General features: G+C 43.0%; 17 protein-coding genes and 1 pseudogene. 11 read left to right on the forward strand and 7 right to left on the reverse strand.

Annotated features, from left to right (window positions below; genetic code table 11):
* Position 1: 1 nt before the first annotated feature.
* Positions 2-697, reverse strand: a complete 696-nt coding sequence (locus V7M78_RS04620; protein WP_333646895.1) for a response regulator transcription factor — start codon at positions 695-697, stop codon at positions 2-4.
* A gap of 140 nt (positions 698-837) precedes the next feature.
* Here V7M78_RS04620 and V7M78_RS04625 point away from each other — a divergent pair, with 140 nt between their 5' ends.
* Positions 838-1,977: a glycosyl hydrolase family 18 protein gene (locus V7M78_RS04625; protein WP_333646897.1), complete on the forward strand. Its 1,140-nt coding sequence runs from the start codon at positions 838-840 to the stop codon at positions 1,975-1,977.
* 212 nt (positions 1,978-2,189) lie between these two features.
* Here the strand turns inward: V7M78_RS04625 and V7M78_RS04630 are convergent, their stop codons facing one another.
* Both V7M78_RS04630 and V7M78_RS04635 read right to left on the reverse strand, forming a co-directional pair.
* Positions 2,190-3,380, reverse strand: coding sequence for a hypothetical protein (locus V7M78_RS04630; protein WP_333646899.1), 1,191 nt, complete (start codon positions 3,378-3,380; stop codon positions 2,190-2,192).
* A gap of 2 nt (positions 3,381-3,382) precedes the next feature.
* Positions 3,383-3,862 carry a Panacea domain-containing protein gene (locus V7M78_RS04635; RefSeq protein WP_333646901.1) on the reverse strand — a complete coding sequence of 160 codons (480 nt, stop codon included), beginning with the start codon at positions 3,860-3,862 and terminating at the stop codon, positions 3,383-3,385.
* Between the two features lie 462 nt (positions 3,863-4,324).
* On the opposite strand from V7M78_RS04635, the pseudogene V7M78_RS04640 reads away from it, so the two are divergent.
* Positions 4,325-4,692 (forward strand): annotated as a pseudogene (locus V7M78_RS04640) (glycoside hydrolase); the annotation flags it as partial.
* Here the strand turns inward: V7M78_RS04640 and V7M78_RS04645 are convergent.
* From V7M78_RS04645 to V7M78_RS04655, 3 genes are all read right to left on the reverse strand, one after another.
* Positions 4,661-4,867 (reverse strand): hypothetical protein, encoded by a 207-nt coding sequence (locus V7M78_RS04645; RefSeq protein WP_333646903.1) that lies wholly within the window; start codon positions 4,865-4,867, stop codon positions 4,661-4,663. The pseudogene V7M78_RS04640 and the gene V7M78_RS04645 overlap by 32 nt on opposite strands.
* 607 nt (positions 4,868-5,474) lie before the next feature.
* A complete protein-coding gene (locus tag V7M78_RS04650; protein ID WP_333646906.1) occupies positions 5,475-5,924 on the reverse strand; it encodes a hypothetical protein in 450 nt (149 codons plus the stop codon).
* Positions 5,925-6,167: 243 nt separating this feature from the next.
* The gene (locus V7M78_RS04655) at positions 6,168-7,133 is read right to left on the reverse strand and encodes a helix-turn-helix transcriptional regulator (RefSeq protein WP_333646908.1); all 966 of its coding nucleotides are present in this window, start codon (positions 7,131-7,133) and stop codon (positions 6,168-6,170) included.
* A 290-nt stretch (positions 7,134-7,423) separates the two neighbouring features.
* On the opposite strand from V7M78_RS04655, the gene V7M78_RS04660 reads away from it, so the two are divergent.
* Positions 7,424-7,690 (forward strand): hypothetical protein, encoded by a 267-nt coding sequence (locus tag V7M78_RS04660; protein ID WP_333646910.1) that lies wholly within the window; start codon positions 7,424-7,426, stop codon positions 7,688-7,690.
* A 146-nt stretch (positions 7,691-7,836) separates the two neighbouring features.
* On the opposite strand, the gene V7M78_RS04665 is transcribed toward V7M78_RS04660, so the two are convergent.
* Complete coding sequence (locus tag V7M78_RS04665; RefSeq protein WP_333646912.1) at positions 7,837-8,952, reverse strand: alginate lyase family protein; 1,116 nt, start codon at positions 8,950-8,952, stop codon at positions 7,837-7,839.
* A 257-nt stretch (positions 8,953-9,209) separates the two neighbouring features.
* Between V7M78_RS04665 and V7M78_RS04670 the strand changes: the two genes are divergently transcribed.
* The 8 genes from V7M78_RS04670 to V7M78_RS04705 all read left to right on the forward strand — a co-directional run bounded on the left by V7M78_RS04670 (position 9,210) and on the right by V7M78_RS04705 (position 20,195).
* Complete coding sequence (locus V7M78_RS04670; RefSeq protein WP_333646914.1) at positions 9,210-11,444, forward strand: helix-turn-helix domain-containing protein; 2,235 nt, start codon at positions 9,210-9,212, stop codon at positions 11,442-11,444.
* Between the two features lie 175 nt (positions 11,445-11,619).
* A complete protein-coding gene (locus tag V7M78_RS04675) occupies positions 11,620-13,263 on the forward strand; it encodes an extracellular solute-binding protein (RefSeq protein ID WP_333646916.1) in 1,644 nt (547 codons plus the stop codon).
* A 40-nt stretch (positions 13,264-13,303) separates the two neighbouring features.
* Positions 13,304-14,251 (forward strand): ABC transporter permease, encoded by a 948-nt coding sequence (locus V7M78_RS04680; RefSeq protein WP_333646918.1) that lies wholly within the window; start codon positions 13,304-13,306, stop codon positions 14,249-14,251.
* Between the two features lie 13 nt (positions 14,252-14,264).
* The gene (locus tag V7M78_RS04685; protein WP_333646921.1) at positions 14,265-15,146 is read left to right on the forward strand and encodes a carbohydrate ABC transporter permease; all 882 of its coding nucleotides are present in this window, start codon (positions 14,265-14,267) and stop codon (positions 15,144-15,146) included.
* Positions 15,147-15,163: 17 nt separating this feature from the next.
* The gene (locus V7M78_RS04690) at positions 15,164-16,276 is read left to right on the forward strand and encodes a glycoside hydrolase family 88 protein (protein WP_333646923.1); all 1,113 of its coding nucleotides are present in this window, start codon (positions 15,164-15,166) and stop codon (positions 16,274-16,276) included.
* 54 nt (positions 16,277-16,330) lie between these two features.
* Complete coding sequence (locus V7M78_RS04695) at positions 16,331-18,136, forward strand: DUF2264 domain-containing protein (RefSeq protein ID WP_333646925.1); 1,806 nt, start codon at positions 16,331-16,333, stop codon at positions 18,134-18,136.
* Positions 18,137-18,262: 126 nt separating this feature from the next.
* Complete coding sequence (larE, locus tag V7M78_RS04700) at positions 18,263-19,081, forward strand: ATP-dependent sacrificial sulfur transferase LarE (RefSeq protein ID WP_333646927.1); 819 nt, start codon at positions 18,263-18,265, stop codon at positions 19,079-19,081.
* A 133-nt stretch (positions 19,082-19,214) separates the two neighbouring features.
* Complete coding sequence (locus V7M78_RS04705; RefSeq protein ID WP_333646929.1) at positions 19,215-20,195, forward strand: leucine-rich repeat protein; 981 nt, start codon at positions 19,215-19,217, stop codon at positions 20,193-20,195.
* The last annotated feature ends 31 nt before the right edge of the window (positions 20,196-20,226 follow it).

Raw genomic sequence — 20,226 nt, forward strand, 5'->3', positions numbered from 1 at the left:
CCTATTGTTTTTCGATCTTATAACCAACTCCCCATACCACTTTTAAATAGCGGGGCTCTCTGGGATTGATCTCAATTTTTTCCCTGATGTGGCGGATGTGAACGGCCACAGTATTGTCCGCTCCAATGGCTTCCTCATTCCAGATCTGTTCATATATTTCATCAATGGAAAATACCTTTCCGGCATTTTTCACCAGAAGCAGAAGGATGTTGTATTCAATGGGGGTCAGCTTGATCAGCTCTCCATCCACAAAAACCTCTTTGTTGTCGTCGTTAATAGCCAGGCCGCCGCATTTGTAGACCTGCCCGGAAGGCTGCTGGTTCATATTGCCAAGCTGGGTATAGCGGCGAAGCTGGGATTTTACTCTGGCTACCAGTTCCAAAGGGTTAAAGGGCTTGGTAATGTAGTCGTCCGCCCCGATGTTTAATCCCAGAATCTTATCCGTATCCTCAGATTTTGCGGAAAGGATGATGATGGGAATACTGCTGGTTTCCCTCACTTTTAAGGTGGTGCGGATGCCGTCAAGGCCAGGCATCATCACATCCAGGATCATTAAGTCCACTTCATTGTCTTCCAAAAGCTCCAGGGCCTCAAAGCCGTCATAAGCCTTGATCACATGAAAACCTTCTCCAGTCAAATATATATCAATGGCTTCTACAATTTGTTTGTCATCATCACATACTAAAATATTCTGCATACCAAAACCTCCTTTTTCAACATTATACAACGAAGACGGTCAAAAAGCATATTACTTTTTTCTGAAGAAACAAAAAGGTACTTGAATATTTCATGTTTTTTCCACATATGTTTTACCAATTCCGGAAAAAGGATACTGCTATGAAAATTTATGTGGTAAAGCAGGGGGATGATGTGGATTCCATTGCCCGGTCTCAGGGAATTCCTGTGGGAACGCTGGTATTTGATAATCAAATTGCACCTCCGTACCGCCTGGCAGTTGGTCAGGCTCTCTATATTGATGATGGGACTTTTGCAGAAGACAGAACGCCTCTTTATGTGTTTGGCTACGCTTATCCCTTTATAACTTCAGAAAATCTCAACAACACCCTGCCATTTCTGACGGGGCTTTATGTTTTTTCCTACGGGTTTACCCAGGAGGGAGAGCTGGTCCCTCCGGAAAGCCCGCCGGAATGGATGATACAGCGGACCCTGGAGTTTGGAGTCAGGCCCATTTTGACGCTGACGCCTTTAGGGCCTGATGGGCATTTTAATAACAACCTGGTTACAACGGCAGTCCATAACATGGAAGTCCAGCAGCGGCTTATCTGGAACCTGGGCCTTGAAATGGCGGAGAAAGGATATGGGGGGCTGGATATTGATTTTGAATATATTATGGCAGAAGACAGGCTGGCTTATGTTGAATTTGTGAGGCGGACCACTGAAGTGATGAACCAGTTTGGTTATCAGGTATCAGTGGCCCTGGCTCCCAAGACCTCGGCTACACAGACGGGGCTTTTGTATGAGGGAGTTGACTATGGATTGCTGGGAGCGGCAGCCAACCGGGTGTTGTTGATGACTTATGAATGGGGGTATACTTACGGCCCACCCATGGCCGTAGCTCCTATTAATATGGTCAGAAGGGTGGTAGAATATGCCCTGACTGAAATCCCCAGAGAGAAAATCAGCCTTGGAATTCCCAACTACGGCTATGACTGGCCCCTGCCTTATGAAAGAGGAACCACAGTGGCCCAGACTGTCAGCAATTTGGAAGCTGTCCGTCTTGCCATTGACCATGGAGCGGAGATTCAGTTTGATGAAGTGGCTATGAGTCCGTACTTTCACTACTGGCAGTACGGAGTTGAGCATGAGGTATGGTTTGAGGATGTGAGAAGCTATAAAGCTAAGTTCGATTTAATTAAGGAATATGGACTGACGGGGGCCGGTTATTGGCAGTTGATGCAGTTTTTCCGCAGCAACTGGCTGCTGTTGGATGATATGTTTGAAATTGAGCGGATTTGAGAATACTAAAACGGGTGCTGTCAAGAGTTGAGGGACTGCACCCGTTTGCGACGAAGGATACTGATGTTAGACTGGGCTGAGATTTCATATCTTATACTGGCGGGGGAAAATAATAAGGCGGTATCCAATTGCAGTAGGTTCCACCAATTATTACTTTCACATTTTTATGCCTCTATAGCACAACTCTTATATGAAACCTAGAGTTAATTGTATCACTTTTTCTTCTTATTTTTATTATGAGATACTTTTCCGTTTCGCTGTTTCGCTTTTTTATTAGTAGACGTCGCTGCAAGTTCATGATTTATATTAGAAGATTGGGTGATCAGAGGTGAATCGCCAATTATGATAGGTTGTATTGCATCTTGAAAATCGTCTACTATTGGCTGATTTTCATTAGTAGTTGGTTTAACAGAGCCTGGAATTTCACTATATTTTTTTAATATAAAGCGGCTACTAATAACAAAGAAAAGTATAATGATAATGAACCCTAAAGTGCTGGTATAGGTATTATCTTTGTTTAGACTTAAAAACCAGGAGCCTATATTGTAATAATCAATGTAAAATAGCCATATGGTTAAGAGTAAAATGGTGCAGATAATTAAATTACTCCACCAAACTAACGGATATTTTTGAATTAGGTTTCCTTCAGGTGCTGATTTTATATTAAGCTGAGTCATTTTAGAAATAAAGAACATGAATACAAAAATTAAATTTAATATACAAATCCCCCATATACAACCCACAATCATTAATTTGAGTATAGGGATATTGTCAGCACTTTTAAATATATTATCTAGTGAGTTAATTCCTCCAAATACTAAGAAAGACATAGCAGTGAAGATACCAATTAGTGATATTAATTGCGAAGTCATATCTCTAGTGAACCCAGAAAGTTGTTTTTCAATATCATTTTTTACAGGTATGATATTTAGATTAAATTTATCTTTATAATCATTATCGGATTGTTTCAAATTTACATATTGAATTTCTGCCAGATTTGCGTGATCTAATAATTTTATTACTGATTTTTTGATGCAGTATAGTTCGTCAGTTTGATTACTGCTTTTATTGCGACTATTAAAAGCTGTTTTATAGTCGTTACTGGTTACATATGAGAGTAAAGATTCAATATTGGAGTGAATAGTACCAGGGTCATTGCCACTAAATATATGATGACTGATAACGTTATATAAAAATCTTTTGTAACAAAGTATATAATTTTCAATTAATATAGTGGTCTGGACTTTATCAAAACTATCATTTTCTTCAGATAAGTTTTTGCAAATTTTAATTATTTCTGCAGACATCGTTGAAATATCAAATTCAGGATCTATAGGCCTGGGATCTTGTATTTTAATTTTGTCTTGTTTATCTAATACAGATGTGAGAGTATCATTTGTCATATCTATCCCTCTGTAAAATATCGTGCAATTGATTCTTTACTTATAATTTTATTGTAAAGTGATTGGCGAGCTTTCTTCCAAGGTAATTGATTATGAGTAATTTCGACCAATTGAGATGCGGTATAGTTTGAACAAAGTTCTACCATTCTCTCTATTCGAATTCGATCAGCTTCAGATGATATATTGTTTTTAGTGAAATTAAATTTGTTTGCATTCCATGATCCTTTAGAAAAATCTATGTAGTTCTCTATCTTAGTTATAATAGAACTACCATATTTTTTGTATGTATAGTACACTTCTGGAACTACAGGGCCAAAGTCCCAAGCTTCAATCTCTTCATAAAAGCATGGAAGACCTGTATTAGCAAGAAAGTCTGATTGTATAAAATATAATATTTTTTGTAACTTTAAATTACTAACAGGCCTTCCTATTTCATAAGAGTAATTAATAATGTATCGTGCCACATCCATGACTTTATACATAAAAACACCACCTTTCATTAGATTTTAAAATAGAAAGTCATCAAAAAAGTTTAATTAGATTTTTACTATTTATAGAATTGATAAGTGATAATGTCTTTTCATATAATAGAACGATATTCAATAAATTAAGAGTGAAATTTTTTCAATATGCGTATTAAAATAATATATAATAAATAATTATATTATACGGCATATTGCACAAAAAACTATTGTCAATTTATATAATATGCGCAATGCTTTTTTGTTTGATTTTATATTTTTTATTATATTATTATGAACTTAATAATAATATGTTTGTATATTCCTATGATGATATTATACAGAACGTATGTTCTCGAGTAAATAGTAAAGTTGCTATATTTTGTGCTATAAAGTGTTGCATTTGCACAATTTAAATAAGATAATAAAGAGCCCTCTACGGTTCCAGGCTTACTGTGAGAATGCCTATAGCTTATTGGCCCATATACATACGACTCTCCCATGGCCGTAGCCCCATCAACACGGTCAGAAGGGTTGGAGTATGCTCTCAGTGAAATTCCCAACTACGGCTATGACTGACCCCTGCCTTATGAAAGAGGAACCACAGTGGCCCAGACTATCAGCAATTTGGAGGCTGTCCGTCTTGCCATTGACCATGGAGCGGAGATTCAGTTTGATGAAGTGGCCATGAGTCCGTACTTTCGCTACTGGCAGTACGGAGTTCAGCATGAGGTGTGGTTTGAGGATGTGAGAAGCTATAAAGCTAAGTTCGAATTAATTAAGGAATATGGACTACAGGGGTTGGTTATTGGAAGTTGATCAAAGCTCTTTCATTAATTCCTCATGGGTGATGCTGCTATTATAATTTAATGCATTTTCTAATGCTGTTTTCTCTGCAGCTGTTAACTTTGTATAATCAGGGTCCAATGCCAATACGAGTTTTTTAACAAATTCATATGCAAAAAGCTGGTCTGCTTCGGGAAGCATTTCTAATAATTCAAGTGTTTTAGTGATTTGTTCGCTCATATCCTATTCCTCCTATTTATATATGTCGCCGCGTGAGCCAATGTCTAATATTATTATTTTCATATCCATAAATGATGTGATATTTTCCTACCTCAGTCTATATTCATCGATTCTTCCCTACAGAACCTTAATGTCCCCTTCTGGAGGGATTTTGGTTAAACCGTTTAATAGCTGTACAGTATTTTTGTCGCAGTAACCTTATCGGTTGATTTCAAGAATTTTGAGGCAGACTTTTTGTATATTATTTGCATGGCATCCCCTTTAAAAGATTATTAGTGTCTATGATATTTTCATCATATCACGAGTGTTGAGAAGGCGCAATATCACAATGAAACAAAATGAAACGAATTCAGAAAGCTAAACCATAAAGAAAAGCGGGTGTCATATTTACACCAGAAGAAACCGGCTCAGACTGAACCTTAAGCTGGTACAATAATCATGGGCAGCAAAGTTCCTCTGTTTGAAATATGCTATTTCTTTAAATATTTGATGTAGCACAGGAAGGCCATAAAGTAAACAATATATTTGAAGATTTCTATAATTGCAGAAATATCGCAAAATAAGTAATCATAAAGCGCCCCCTAATCATTTCTATATTTAAACTATATCAATGCCCCCGAATATCCAATTCCTCAAATAACTTGATACCGCTTCCCCATGAATAGACAATATAATAGCCACTGTCTTGGATTTCTTCCGAAAATTCAAGAGTTCCATGTTCAATCACATCAATGGCCTTTCCTTCCTGCTTTTCAACAATACAGTCCCAATCATTTTTTCGATAATCTGCATAATAGTTATCAAGTTCCTCAATGGATAATGTGCTTTTAATTAACATTGCTCCCCAAAACTGCATCCCATTTCCGTTTCCAACAAGCTTGCCTGCCTTTGAAACAGATTCTATCAATTCTGTTCCCTCTGGCAAAGGTAATTCACGCAATTCTTTACTTACCTTGACTGCACTGTAGTTATTTACCAGCGGAATTGAAAAAATGCCACACACCAACAGTAATGCAATTGCAAACCCTATAATTTTTCCTGTTTTAGATTTACGCATCTTCCTGCTCCCTTTGATTTCGATGAGTTCATTATCAATATTTTCATGCTATTTACAATATCATTATATTACGAGAAGTCAGAAAATAACAGTGGCTGACTGATTCTGCCCCAGGTCGGATATGCCAATGCCAACATCCCGGTAACTAAAGAAAATTTGTTTTGCTATCCAATTCATCCGGTGGTTATTAATGATAGTCCGGCAAATACAGATGCACAATTATATCATAGTGTTTAATTTTATTTACTTCCGTACTGGCCTGATATACTTGAAAAACCGTTCCGGATCATGATAAAAGTAAATGATTCTACCGGGGGAGGTATCAAAGCAGTAACCAGTGCCTGCAAAATCAAAAGCTGCCATTGCCTTCTCAATTTTTTCTTCCACACTGCGATTTTCCTGCTCATAATTGAATGCTCCATGTTCAAAAACAATATACTCGTCTTCGGGAACATCAATCATGAGCATTTGTGGTGGTATCTCACCCTTATAATCAAAAGGAAGCCGTACACCATAACACTCTGTACGCGGAATACCCCAATCGCAGAGCCTTCCGTTTGGGTCGTTAATGTACGCCATAATCTGACCGCCGCCGCTGTTACATTCACTCCCGCCATTATCATCCAATTTGCCTTTAATACTATCAAGCAGTCCGGAAATTGTTTCGCAATCCTGCCCTGGAATAAGACTTTGTTTTTCCCAAAAGTCCCAATACCCATTACTCTCATAATTTTTAATATGCAAAAATTTGTGTTTGGGAATGGTTACAAAATAAATTTTAATATCATCCACGGATTTCATCATTCCAATCTCTCCTAATCCTAAAAAGTAGCGGTCAAAAGGGTTTATTTTTGTACGAAGAACGACAGGTTTAGAATTTTTTCGATATTCACTTGGAGTTATACCATATGTTCTCTTGAAAGCTCTGGTAAAAGCTTCGTGTGATGAAAAGCCATAATCAAAAGCAATATCTAAAAGGCTTTTTTCACTATCCCGAATTTCCTTTAGTGCAAAGGCTAATTTTCTATGCCGAAGATAATCCCTGAATTGCATACCCGATATTTCTTTGAACTTTCTGGTTGTATAAAACTCGGAATAACCCAGACTGTGAGAAAGAACGCGTAGTGTCAAGTCTTCGCCTTTATAATTTTTAATACACTTGTCAATTTCATCAACAATTATTTGAATTTGCTTTTGCCACTCATACATGCGCCTGTTTACCTCATTTCGACCACCCTATATTTATTATAAAGAAATAGAGAGATGATTGCTTGATTTTACTTGCTCTTATTCGTATTATAAACGGAAGATTAGTTTGTGGCAACAAATAGAGAAAGTACAGATTATTCCTTCCGCAATGCCTTGTATGTTTTTAGACATCAAGGTTATACTGCTTGAATTCAGAAGATAACAGAGGGTAATTTATTAAGATTGTTTATTGATAGCTGCCGGCTTTTCATGTATTATGATATTAAAAAGAATAAGGAGGCGGCTCAAGAATGATTACGATATTTAACCGTAAGCAATTGACTAGTACATTTGATATGAAAAGACAGGCTGAGGTACGGGACCTGATGGCACGATATAAGATCCCCTATTCATACAAAGTAATTAATAGAAGAAGCCCGTCCCCCTTTAGTGCGGGTTCCAGAGCCAGAACCGGGACATTTGGAGAGAACTTACAGCTGGCATACGAATATATTATATACGTTAAAAAGATAGACTATGAAAAGGCAAATGCAATTATAAATGGGAAAATCAAATAATAATCAAACTTAACACGAAGCCAGGTTTGATGATATGTTTGAAATTAAGAGTATAAGAGAATACTAAAACGGGTGCTGTCAAGGATTGTGGGACAGCACCCGTTTGCAGTTATGATGATTCACATTACACCCGATTAAAATTTTATTTACATCCACAAAAACGGCTGCCTGATAGCCGCATTTCTCCTGGCTTCCTCATTATCCGATTCAAATGGAAGCTTCTCATACAGCTTAACCAGTTGGGGAATGCCCAGCCTGTATCCGGCAAACATCATAAAAGAGGCCCGGGCCGGAAATGCATCAAAATGCATGACGTCCGGAGGATAGGGCCAGAGGGATTTATCCAGCAAATAAGGAAGCAGGAAAGATACCGCCTTTTTCATGCTTCTCCCGTCAGAGTCCTCATATTCCCACAGATTGTCCTCAGGCGTGGACAAGGCCTGACAAATGGCGGCTAAATTATCTACAATAAATATGGAATAATTATATGGCTTGGTTCGGTCCAGTTCCCGCGGAAATGCCCCATTGACTTCCATCTGCTTTAACAGCACCTCCTTATAATGTCTGCGGCAAAGACCGGCCAGCAATTCATTACCCGTAAATAGGGAAAATACAGCGGCTTGCATAAAGAAACAGACGCTGTGATTATTGCTGGTATTCATTTCTTCGATTCCGTTTTCGCTTGTGAGCATCCATCCCAGATACTGTGAAAACCAGTCCTTTATCCCATGCCGGATTTCTTCCGTAACAGACGGACTTTTACACAAAGCCTGAAAGGCATAGGGAATATCCGCCAGATGAATGGTGTCAATAATACCGATTCCCCGCCCGGTACATATCCCTGGAATGGATTGGGCATAAGAAAGATGAGGGTTCATTTTCGTGTCCTCATCCAGAAAGAATTCCTTCAGCACCGTAACTGCCTGCCGGGCGAACCGCTCTTCCTTTGTCAGGGAGTAGGCGGAGGAAAGAGATACAACCAGATCACCCATGCGGCGCAGCAGCCGTCGGTGTTCATGGAAGTTGTCCGGGTTGGACTCTCCATCCCGGCGGATATAGGGAAGACCGTCCGGGGATGCCGGGTCAGGCCACCAGTAGTCCCCGTTGGAACAGTAGTCGTGGACAGAGCCGGGGCTTTGAGGACAGATTGCATCGGTGATATGGGGTATGGGTGCGTCAAGAGCTGCTTTTGCCTGCTTGAGAATCTGGTTCTTGTCCGGACAGGACAAGAAGAAGGCAGAGCATTTCGGATTGCTTGTCATGGAATGTTCACCTCGTCTAAAATTTTGCTTATGCTGTTGGTTCATATGGTCTTAGCTTAAGGCAGTCAGGAGAAAAAACCAATAGGCAAAACCCTCAAACCATTAGCAATTTGTACATAATTCCTAAAACATCCCGGTTTTTTGTAAAGTTTTAATGTAAAAAACCGATATTTCATAGGTAGTTATCCTGAGCAGCAGGATATTTAATCCATCAAAATACATCAGGAAATTAAACAAAAGGAAAGGGAAGGAAAATCGTGAAGCAACGTTCAAAGGTGTATCTCCACTTGTTTTTATCATATCTGGTGATTTTTCTGGTTCCCATTCTTTTAGGAACTGTTATTTACGGTTATTCATTCCGTTCAGTGCGCCGTCAGGAAGAGAAGATGAACACCAATCTTTTGACCATGATCCAAAGGGACTTGGACAAAGAAATTGATAACATACAGAAGATTTCAGCAAGGATGGCTATGGATACGGGAGTGCAGTTAGCAAGCAAGGTAAAGGGAAGCTTTGGCAATGAAGACCAGATGACCTTATATTACCTGTTCAATGATTTACAGTCCATTGCCATGTCGGAGGAATTTATTGAAGATGTATTCATTTATTTCAACAATACCCAAAGAGTCACCTGCATCAATGGAAATATGTCTTCAAATATGTATTATGATCTTTACTATGACAGCAAGAAGCTTCCCTTTGATGTATTCAGGGAATACATGGCACTTCCTCATTATAATGACATGATTTCCTTTTACCAAAAGGCTGGAGGAGAACGGTTGATTTTCACCATGACGGTGCTGGACTACGCCGTAGGAAGAAAGTCTGCTACTGTGGGAATTGCGGTGGACTATGATACGATCCTCCAAAGGCTGGAATCCATGCGCTGGGATGGCGGGATTGATATTCTGGTAATCAATGAGCACAATGATATTATTTCTGCCGGAGGAGAGAACGCCCGCAGCCATGGACTGACTTATGACAGTCTGCCGGAAGGCAGCAGGATTGAAAAGGACAGCAAGGGAAAGCCCTATATGATCTCTGTCCTGGATTCGGATAAGACTGCCTGGAAATACGTGGCAGCAGCTCCCGTGGCTCTGATTGAGAAAGAGGCCAGGGCGATTCAAAACATAGCGATGGCTGGTCTGTTTCTCTGTATTATTTCAGGATTTGCCATTTCCGGTTATCTGACCAAAAAGAACTATAATCCGGTGAAAATGCTTCTGGAAACCGTAAAAAATCATGGCAGCAGGGAAATGGATGAAAATGAGAACGAATACCAATGGCTGAACCGCCAGATCAACCAGTTTTTCCAGGAGCAGGTGAACTCAGAGCGGCTTCTGGCTGAAAACAGGAAGAATCTTAAGAATTATTATTTAATCCAGCTTCTTCAGGATTATTACAACGGCAGACCTATGGAGCCCTACGGAATCCATCTGCACATGGAATACAACATGGTCATGCTGTTTGAGCCTGAGATGAAAAAAGATGATGCAAAAGAAAATGCCCTGCAAAAATTTGTTGTTACCAACGTGTTTGAAGAAATGTGCTTAAACCATTTTGGCGTGGAAATGGTGGAAATCGGTGAACGGACGGCGGCAATCATCAACCTTCCTACTGAGGAAATCCGGCACATTCAGACGGTGAAGGAAATGGCAGAAAATCTCCAGCAGATGGCAGAGGAATCCTTTGGATTTACAGTGAGGATTTTTGCCGGTTCCATTTCCAAGGGGCTGGAGGGAATCCATTTATCCTATCTTCAGGCCAGGGATATGGAGGAGTACTTAAACCTGTTGGATACCACCCTTATCCTTTATGATGAAGTGAAAAATATTCAGCCTGAATACGATTATCCGACGGAAATGGAAGAAAAGATCATCAATGCCATGAAGGTAGGAGACAGCCGGCAGGCCGGGCAGACCATGCGCCAGGTATTTGACCGGAATTTAACCGGCCATGTGTCGGCCAATATTTACCGGTGCCTGATTTATGACATGATCGGAACCCTTTTAAAGGGTGCCAACTCAGGAGGCTACCGGGAGGCGGCAGGAGAATTGGAGTTTCCGGACCAATCCAAGGTGCGGCAGCCTGTAGAAGAGGTGAAATGCCAGTTTGAAAGTCTCCTGGAGAAAATATGTGAAAAAATTCTGCTTCTGGAAAAGGAAACCAGCCAGGACAGAACCTTGAGCAAAAAGGTCCAAAAATATATTTTGGAAAATTATATGGACCCGGATTTGAACATTTCCCTGACCAGCCAGCATTTTGACATGACCCCTAATTACCTTTCTTCGATTTATAAGAAGCAGACTGGAAAAAGTCTTTTGGATTATATCAATACCATGAGGCTGGAACATGCCAAAGGATTGCTGGAAGAAGGAAAAAGTGTGGTGGAAGCGGCAGAGCAGACAGGTTTCCGGGACAGTGGCACCTTTATCCGGGCTTTTAAGAAGAAATACGGCATTACACCGGGGCAGTTAAAGAAGAAAATTTGAGAAATAACGCATTGACTTGAAAAAATGCAAATGGAAATTGGAGATTTTGCCAATGGAGTTTGCATTTTTTCTATATCTTCCTGGCATTGTCCAATGCTATGATAGGGGCACAAAAGCTGGGGCGTAAATTCCCCGGCCCAAAATAACTGTATGATCGAAAGGAGACAGGGAGGCAATGAAGAAAAGAGGATTATCATTGCTGCTGACAGCCGCAATGGCAGCCGGAACACTGGCGGGCTGCAGTACGGCAAAGCAGGCACCCGAGACAACACCTGCGGCAGAGACTACTGCGGCGGCAGGAGAGACGGGGGCAGAGGCAGTAAGCTTTTCTTATCCAATGGATAAGGGAGATCAGCTTCAATACTGGTGCGAACTGACCAGCACAGTTTCTGCAAACTATGCAAATTTAGGAGATACGCCTTTTGGAAAGGGCTGGATGGATCGGACAGGAGCGGACATCGAATTTTTGCATCCGCCGTCAGGCCAGTTAAAGGAACAGTTCAGCTTGATTATGGCAGATGGAAACCTGCCGGATTTAATGGAATACAACTGGGTAACGGATTATCCCGGCGGACCGGAAAAGGCCATCAAGGATGGAGTGATTGTTCCCTTAAATGATATCATTGACAAGTATTGCCCCAATTTAAAGGCTTATCTGGAAGCAAATCCGGTCATAGACGGCATGATCAAAACCGATGACGGTAATTATTATGCATTCCCATTTGTCAGAGGAGATGAAATGCTGCTCAATACCATTGGACTGATGCTTCGTCAGGACTGGCTGGATGAGCTGGGCCTGGAGGTTCCCACCACCATGGATGAATGGCATACCGTACTTACGGCATTTAAGGAGAAAAATGGAGCCGAAGCTCCATATACCTTTGAGTATACCAATACACCTTACTTAACCAGTGATCCATTTGCTTATGCTTACGGAACAAACCGCTCTTTCTATGTGGGAAGTGACAAAACGATTCATTTCGGAGCAGTAGAAGAAGGCTACAGACAGTTTCTGACAACCATGAATCAGTGGTACAGCGAAGGGCTGATTGACAAAGACCTTGCCACCTTAAAAGGCGACCAGGTAAGTGCCAAGATGACCAATGGTCTTTCCGGAGCCTCTATGGGCCAGGCAGGAAGCCGTATGGGAACCTGGACGGAAGCAGCCCGGTCGACAAACCCTTCCTTTAAGCTGGTGGCAGCTCCGCCTCCAACTCTGGTAAAAGGAGAAAAGGCAGAGTTTGGACAGATCGAGGTTCCCTATTCAGGAAGAGCCAGTGTGGCGATTACCTCCTCCTGCGAGGATGTAGAGCGTGCGGCAAGACTGATGGATTATGCTTACGGCGAAGAAGGACATATGTATTTTAACTTTGGTATTGAAGGGGAATCCTACACCCTGGTCAACGGTTATCCGACCTATACCGACCAGGTTATGAAGAATCCTGACGGACTTCCCGTATCCCAGGCCATGTCCGCCTACATCCGCGGCAACTACAACGGACCATTTGTACAGGATGTGCGTTATCTGGAGCAGTATTATACTCTGGATGAGCAGAGAGAAACTCCTACTGTATGGGGTCAGTCCAATGGAAGTGCCCACATCATTCCTCCGATTACACCTACCTCAGAGGAGAGCAAGGAATTTTCCACCATCATGAATGAAATCAACACCTACCGTGATGAAATGACTCTGAAATTCATGTTCGGCACAGAGAGTCTGGATAACTTTGATACCTATGTCAAGAATATCGAAAACATGGGCTTGGCCCGTGCACTGGAAATTCAAAATGCGGCTTTTGAACGCTACAATTCAAGATAAAAGCAAAGCCATAAAGGACTGTTGGAAGCAACAGTCCTTTATGATGAAAGAAGAAAGAGAAAAGGAGCAGACCGGCATGAAGCTAAGCTACCGCATAAAAAAGGACTGGGCCAGGAACCGCTCGTTGTATTTAATCATACTTCCTGTTCTGGCATTTTATATTTTATTTCATTATAAGCCCATGTATGGGGCAATCATCGCCTTTAAGGAATACAGTCCGGCTTTGGGAATTGCCGGAAGCCCCTGGGTGGGATTTGATAACTTTACCAGGTTTTTTAAGAGTGTCTATTTTATCAGACTGATTAAGAATACCATTTTGTTGAGTCTTTACAATCTGGCGGTGGGATTTCCAGCTCCCATCATCCTTGCCCTGCTGTTAAATGAGGTGAGAAACAGAAGATTTAAAACCGTGACCCAGACCATTACATATCTGCCCCACTTTATTTCTCTCATCGTAGTGACAGGAATGCTGACGGATTTCAGCATGACCACAGGACTGTTTAACGACATAGTGGAAATATTCGGCGGCCAGAGGTCTCCGCTTTTGCAAAATCCCAAGCTGTATCGCTCCATTTACGTTATATCCGGAATCTGGCAGGAGGTGGGCTGGGGCTCCATCATCTATCTGTCCGCTCTTGCAGGCGTAGACAGCCAGCTTTATGAAGCCGCCCAGATTGACGGAGCAGGAAAATGGAAGCAGTTAGTTCATGTGACCCTACCGGGTATTGCACCCACTATTATCATCATGTTCATCTTAAAGATGGGCTCTCTGATGAATATGGGGTACGAAAAAACTATTTTGTTATACAATCCGTCCACCTATGAAACAGCCGATATTATTTCATCTTATATTTACCGGATCGGCCTTTTAGAGCAGGACTGGAGTTATTCCACGGCAATCGGTTTATTTAATTCGGTGATTAACTTCGGACTTTTGCTGCTTACAAACAAGCTGTCCAAACGTTACAGCGAGACCAGCTTATGGTAAGGAGGACTTAAGAATGAAAGTGAAACGATCAAAAGGAGAGCAGGTTTTCTCCCTGTTTAATTATATATTTCTGACGGGAATCATCATCATGTGTCTCTACCCGGTGTGGTATGTGGCAGTGGCTTCCATCAGCAACAGCAACCTTCTGACACAGCATACGGGCCTTCTGTTAAAGCCCATAGGCTTAAGCTTTGAAGCATATAAAAAGGTATTTCAAAATCCCATGATCGGAAAAGGCTATTTAAATACCTTATTCATTCTGGTTATCGGCGTGTTTCTGGATCTGGTGATGACATCTCTGGGCGCTTATTTCCTGTCCAGAAAAAGGGTGATGTTTAAAAGACCTATTATGATGCTCATTGTATTCACCATGTTTTTCTCAGGGGGCATGATTCCGTTTTATTTGAACTTAAAGGATCTGCACTTGACTAATACCCTGTGGGGACTGATAATTCCCTTTATGATCAGCACCTATAATCTGATTATTTTAAGGACTTCTTTTGAGAGCATACCGGAAAGTCTCATTGAGGCGGCTCAGATTGACGGGGCAGAGCATTTAACTATTCTGCTTCAGGTTGTGATTCCGCTGTCCAAGGCCATTTTGGCGGTTATGGTTCTGTATTACGGTGTCAGCATCTGGAACTCCTGGTTCTGGGCGTCTGCTATCATCCGCACCAGAGAAATGTATCCGCTCCAGGTCATCCTCCGGGAAATCCTGATGCAGAATGATGTCAGCTCCATGACAGCAGGTGCGGGGGCTATGGATACGGAAGCCATTGGAATGACCATCAAATATGCCACTATTATCGTTGCCACTCTGCCCATTCTGTGTGTATATCCATTTTTGCAGAGACACTTTACAAAGGGAACCATGGTGGGAGCAGTAAAAGAATAAATAAAAAGGAGAGAACAATGAAGGAGAAATTGCAGGATATTTACGAAAAACTGGATCAAAAGCTCCAGGCAGAATGCGCCAGAGTGGGGGAGAGCATTCCTTATATCCCTGAAAACGGACGTTACCGGAAGGATATGCGGGAGGTAAACGATTCCTGGTGGACCAATGGATTCTGGGCCGGTATGCTGTGGCAGATGTATCAAAGTACGGGAAATGAAGCTTATAAAAAGACAGCGGAATATTCGGAGGCTGCTCTTTCCAAGGCCATGGAAAGATACGTAGGGCTTCATCACGACGTAGGCTTTCAGTTTCTCCATACGGCAGTGGCAGATTACCGGCTGACCGGAAAGGAGAAGGCAAAAGTTACGGGGCTTCATGCCGCCAATCTTCTGGCAGGAAGGTTCAATGTGACGGGAGAATACCTTCGCGCCTGGAATTTAGATCGGTCCGGCTGGATGATTGTGGATAGTCTGATGAACATTCCCCTGCTGTACTGGGCGGGAAATGAGTTAAATGACCCCAGGTATGCAGATATTGCTGACCGTCATGCCCATACTGCTATCAGGGTTCTGCAAAGAGAAGACGGCTCCTGCAACCACATCGCCATTTTTGACCCCGCCACCGGAGAGATGCTGGAATGCCCGGGAGGGCAGGGGTACGGGCCCGGATCATCCTGGTCCAGAGGCCAGGCGTGGGCCATTTACGGCTTTGCACTGGCGTTTATGCATACGGGGCAGCAGGAATATCTGGATGCTGCCAAACGGACCGCCCATTATTTCCTGTCCAATATAGCTCTTACCGGATATGTGCCCCTTACGGATTTCAGGGCACCTGAGGAGCCGGTCAGCTGGGACACCACTGCAGGAGCGTGTGCGGCTTGCGGCCTGCTTCAGATTTCAGAAATGGTCCCGGATTTTGAAAAGCCCCTGTACTATGACAGCGGAGTGAAGATGCTGATGGCCCTGGCGGAAAACCATTGTAACTGGAATCCGGAAGAAGATGGAATTCTGCAGAACGGAACTGTGGCATACGGAAAAGAAGGGGAAACCCATGTACCGATTATTTATGGAGACTACTTCTTTACAGAGGGCATCTTACGGCTTTTAAATAAAGGGTTTATGATCTGGTAGAAACAATCACCACACAATAGATACGGGAAATAAAAGAAAGGTGAGAGGAAAACGATGAATCACTGTATGGAAAAGTGGAAAAAACGCAGAATTGTGACAAGAAATGATGCGGCAGAAGTCCTGCTGGATATGATCCGTCCCCTGAAAGGATTCTACAGTCCAGGTAAAAGCTGGCTGAAATTGGGGAATACAGGAGTCCATTACGGCGACAAACCAGCCTGGATGGAGGGCTTTGCCCGGGTGATGTGGGGACTTGGCCCCCTGTGGTCCCAGGATAATAAAAGTCTTTCCGCGGAACTTAAGCAGGAAGCGGATGAATGGCTCAATCTGTACCTGGAGGGAATGATCCACGGTACAGATCCTGACCATGAAGAGTACTGGGGTGATCTGGTGGATTACGATCAGAAAATGGTGGAAATGGCTTCTCTGGTGACAGGAATCAGCTTATCCCCTCAAAAGCTTTGGAATCCCCTTACGAAAAAGCAGAAGGAAAACCTCTATCAATGGCTGAATCAGATCAATGACCACAAAGTTCACCCTAATAACTGGAGGTTCTTCCGCATTCTGGTGAACATGATGTTCCAGCTTCTGGACCTGCCCTGGTCTGAGGAGGTCCTGGAGGATGATATGGCAGTCATAGAAGGCTGTTATACAGGGGACGGTTGGTATTATGACGGAAATGCAGGGCAGGTGGATTATTATATTCCCTTTGCCATTCATTTTTACAGTCTGATTTACTCCCGGCTCATGGAGCAGAAGGACCCGGAGAGAAGCAGAATGTTTAAGGAGCGCTCCCGTGTATTTTCCCACGATTTCATTTACTGGTTTGCAGAAGATGGGCGGGAGATTCCCTATGGAAGAAGCCTGACATACCGCTTTGCCCACGGCGCTTTCTTTGGGGCCATGGGCTTTGCCGGAGTGGAGGGAGCCGGATTTGGGGTTATGAAGAGTCTGGCTCTTAAGAATCTGGAACAGTGGATGAAGCTTCCTATTTTTGATAATGGAGGAGTCCTGTCCATCGGCTACGGGTATCCCAACCTGTTTATGAGCGAGCGCTACAATGCTCCAGGCTCTCCTTACTGGGCATTTAAGTCTTTCTTTCTTCTGGCTCTCCCCCAGGAACATCCCTTCTGGCAGAGTGAGGAAGAGACTTATCCATATGAAGAGAAAAAGCTGCTTTCCCATCCTCATATGCTGGTCACCCATGACAGCCACAATCATGTGCTGGCCTATGTGGCCGGTCAGCATTGCAGAAATCATGGAGCCTGCCCGGAAAAATATGAAAAATTCGTCTATTCCAATAAATTCGGATTCAGCGTATCCAGAGGCTTTGGACTGTCTGAAGGGGCTTTTGACAACACGTTGGCAGTGTCTTTGGCCGGTGAGGAACGGTATCAGATGCGCTATGGAGCCCGGGACTTTGAAGTGAGTGAAGACGAAGTGAAAATCACTTACCGTCTCATGCCGGGAGTAGAAGCAGTAAGCCGGATCATTCCTCAGGGAGCCTGGCATGTGAGAATCCATGAAATCAGGACGGAACATGAAATTGATGTGGCTGACGGAGGCTTTGCAATTCCGGTGGAGTCGGCAAAATATGACAGAAGCTGTATTGAAGAGGGAGAAGAAACAGCCTCCGCCTCCTTCCCATGGGGAATTAGTAAAGTAGTCAGTTTAAGCGGAGGAAAGGGGAAGATGGTGGATGCTTTCCCTAATACCAATCTCTTCCAGCCCTTAACAGTCATTCCCACCATCTGCTACCGGCTGAAACCGGGAGTTCACAGGCTAATTACCTGTGTAATGGCTGATGATTCAGAAGAGTCAGAACGCCTGGCGGGGCAGATCCCTGATGTTCTTCCCTGACGGCTGCTTTGGCAGGCGGTTTAAAACCATTGACACGCAAATCATATATTGTTATAATTTTTGTACAACATATATATTTGGTCTGTTACAGGATAAATGGTTATAAGACCTGCTTAAGGAGTGCATATGACTTTACAAGAAAAAAATGAAGAACTTAAAAACTACCTTTCCCAGCTTGGAAGCGTTGCCGTTGCTTTTTCATCAGGCGTTGATTCCACATTTCTGCTGAAAACAGCCCATGATGTGCTGGGAGACCGTGTGATTGCCGTTACAGCCCGTTCCTGCTCCTTTCCCGAAAGAGAGTTAAATGAAGCGGTGGAATTCTGTAAAGCAGAGGGAATTCGGCATTTTATTGTGGACAGCGAAGAGCTGGATATAGATGGTTTCAGCAGCAACCCGAAAAACCGCTGCTACTTATGCAAGCATGAGCTGTTTGAAAAGATTGCTGTCATAGCCGCTGAACATGGCATAAGTGAAATCGTAGAAGGCTCCAACGAGGATGACAACGGGGATTACCGCCCCGGCTTGCAGGCAGTGGCGGAGTTAAATGTCCGCAGTCCTTTGCGCCATGTAAAGCTTACCAAGGAAGAAATCCGGGAACTGTCCAAAGAACTGGGCCTGCTGACCTGGGATAAACAGTCATTTGCCTGTCTGTCCAGCCGTTTTGTCTACGGTGAGACTATTACCAGGGAAAAGCTGTCCATGATTGACCAGGCGGAGCAGCTTCTTCTGGATATGGGGCTAAAACAAGTCCGGGTCAGAATCCATGGAACCATAGCCAGGATTGAAGTACTTCCTTCTCAGTTATTGCAATTGGTAGAGGGACCCAAAAGACAAGAGATTGTGGATGCATTTCACGGTCTGGGCTTTTCTTATGTGACACTGGATCTGGATGGCTACCGGACCGGAAGTATGAACCTGACTCTACCGGAGGCGGGAGAATAGTTGTAAACGGCTTTTGCCCTGTATGCAGATATACATTTGCGGGGCAAAAGCCGTTTTTTGGTAAAATCCATTGCGTTTATCCATTTTTTCTGTTAAACTAACATGTTAAACCATTGACGGAAAGGATTTTAGAATGTTTTTATATCAGATTGTGGATAATCATATAAAAATCCTTGGTTACCGGGGATATGACGGCGTTGTGCGGGTTCCGGAGCGAATCGGAAACAGGACAGTGAAAGAGCTGTCTGCCTATGCCTTTTCCTGCGGCTGGGGCAGAGATGCAATGCTTGCCCGTGTAGGAAGTGAAATACTGGTTTGTGATGAGGAAGGAAATCCTGTCACGGCAGAGGAAACAGACCTGCCTCCGGAAATCAACTGTGAAAAACTAAAGGCCCTGTATCTGCCGGATACCATCAGGAAAATAGGAAATTACGCATTTTATAATTGTTTTGATCTGGCTCACCTCCAGTGCTATAGTTCCATAGAAAACTTGGGTTCCGGGCTGTTTACCGGATGTACGGGAATCCGGTCTTTGGATATTCATATTGTGGCGGAAAAACGCTCCTGTATGGAAGAAATTCTGGCAGAGCTGCATCAGGAGCTTTATATAAACTATTACAGCCCAAAAGGGAATGCCCGCCTGGTCTTTCCTGAGATGTTTGAGGAGTCGGTGGAGCACACTCCGGCCCGGATCACCATCCGGGAAATGCACGGCTGCGGTCATATGTACCGCTATTGCTTTGAACATACGGAATTTCAGTTTCACAAATACGATGCCCTGTTTCCCCACGCATTAGTGCAGGAAAGAGAGTCTGTAACAGCAGCTCTGGTTCTTGGCAGGCTTTATACTCCTGTTGACCTCTATGATCAGGACAGGGAAATTTATGAGGATTATTTGACGGATCATATGACAGCAGCAGGGAAGGCGGCCCTTGCAGACGAGGACCCCGATCTTTTCCTATGGCTTGCAAGGGAGTATGGGCAGGACAGGAAGACCTTTGACGGGCTGGTTGACCTGGCAGGGGAGGCGGACCGCACAGAGGTTTTAAGTGCGCTTATGGAAATGCGCCGCAGGCGTTTTCCTGCTGTGAAGCGAAAGTTTTCTTTATCGTAATCAATAAACAGAATGAAACAGAAAGAAGGTG

Origin of the sequence: Lacrimispora sp. (assembly GCF_036758025.1) — a bacterium.
Classification (GTDB): domain Bacteria; phylum Bacillota; class Clostridia; order Lachnospirales; family Lachnospiraceae; genus Lacrimispora.

Coding starts and splice junctions, on each gene's coding strand:
- V7M78_RS04655 (WP_333646908.1), bottom strand. CDS start 7,133: ATGTATGAGTGGCAAAAGCAAATTCAAATAATTGTTGATGAAATTGAC.
- larE (WP_333646927.1), top strand. CDS start 18,263: ATGACTTTACAAGAAAAAAATGAAGAACTTAAAAACTACCTTTCCCAG.
- V7M78_RS04695 (WP_333646925.1), top strand. CDS start 16,331: ATGAATCACTGTATGGAAAAGTGGAAAAAACGCAGAATTGTGACAAGA.
- V7M78_RS04645 (WP_333646903.1), bottom strand. CDS start 4,867: ATGAGCGAACAAATCACTAAAACACTTGAATTATTAGAAATGCTTCCC.
- V7M78_RS04675 (WP_333646916.1), top strand. CDS start 11,620: ATGAAGAAAAGAGGATTATCATTGCTGCTGACAGCCGCAATGGCAGCC.
- V7M78_RS04630 (WP_333646899.1), bottom strand. CDS start 3,380: ATGACAAATGATACTCTCACATCTGTATTAGATAAACAAGACAAAATT.
- V7M78_RS04625 (WP_333646897.1), top strand. CDS start 838: ATGAAAATTTATGTGGTAAAGCAGGGGGATGATGTGGATTCCATTGCC.
- V7M78_RS04705 (WP_333646929.1), top strand. CDS start 19,215: ATGTTTTTATATCAGATTGTGGATAATCATATAAAAATCCTTGGTTAC.
- V7M78_RS04635 (WP_333646901.1), bottom strand. CDS start 3,862: ATGTATAAAGTCATGGATGTGGCACGATACATTATTAATTACTCTTAT.
- V7M78_RS04680 (WP_333646918.1), top strand. CDS start 13,304: ATGATGAAAGAAGAAAGAGAAAAGGAGCAGACCGGCATGAAGCTAAGC.
- V7M78_RS04690 (WP_333646923.1), top strand. CDS start 15,164: ATGAAGGAGAAATTGCAGGATATTTACGAAAAACTGGATCAAAAGCTC.
- V7M78_RS04665 (WP_333646912.1), bottom strand. CDS start 8,952: ATGACAAGCAATCCGAAATGCTCTGCCTTCTTCTTGTCCTGTCCGGAC.
- V7M78_RS04660 (WP_333646910.1), top strand. CDS start 7,424: ATGATTACGATATTTAACCGTAAGCAATTGACTAGTACATTTGATATG.
- V7M78_RS04685 (WP_333646921.1), top strand. CDS start 14,265: ATGAAAGTGAAACGATCAAAAGGAGAGCAGGTTTTCTCCCTGTTTAAT.
- V7M78_RS04650 (WP_333646906.1), bottom strand. CDS start 5,924: ATGCGTAAATCTAAAACAGGAAAAATTATAGGGTTTGCAATTGCATTA.
- V7M78_RS04620 (WP_333646895.1), bottom strand. CDS start 697: ATGCAGAATATTTTAGTATGTGATGATGACAAACAAATTGTAGAAGCC.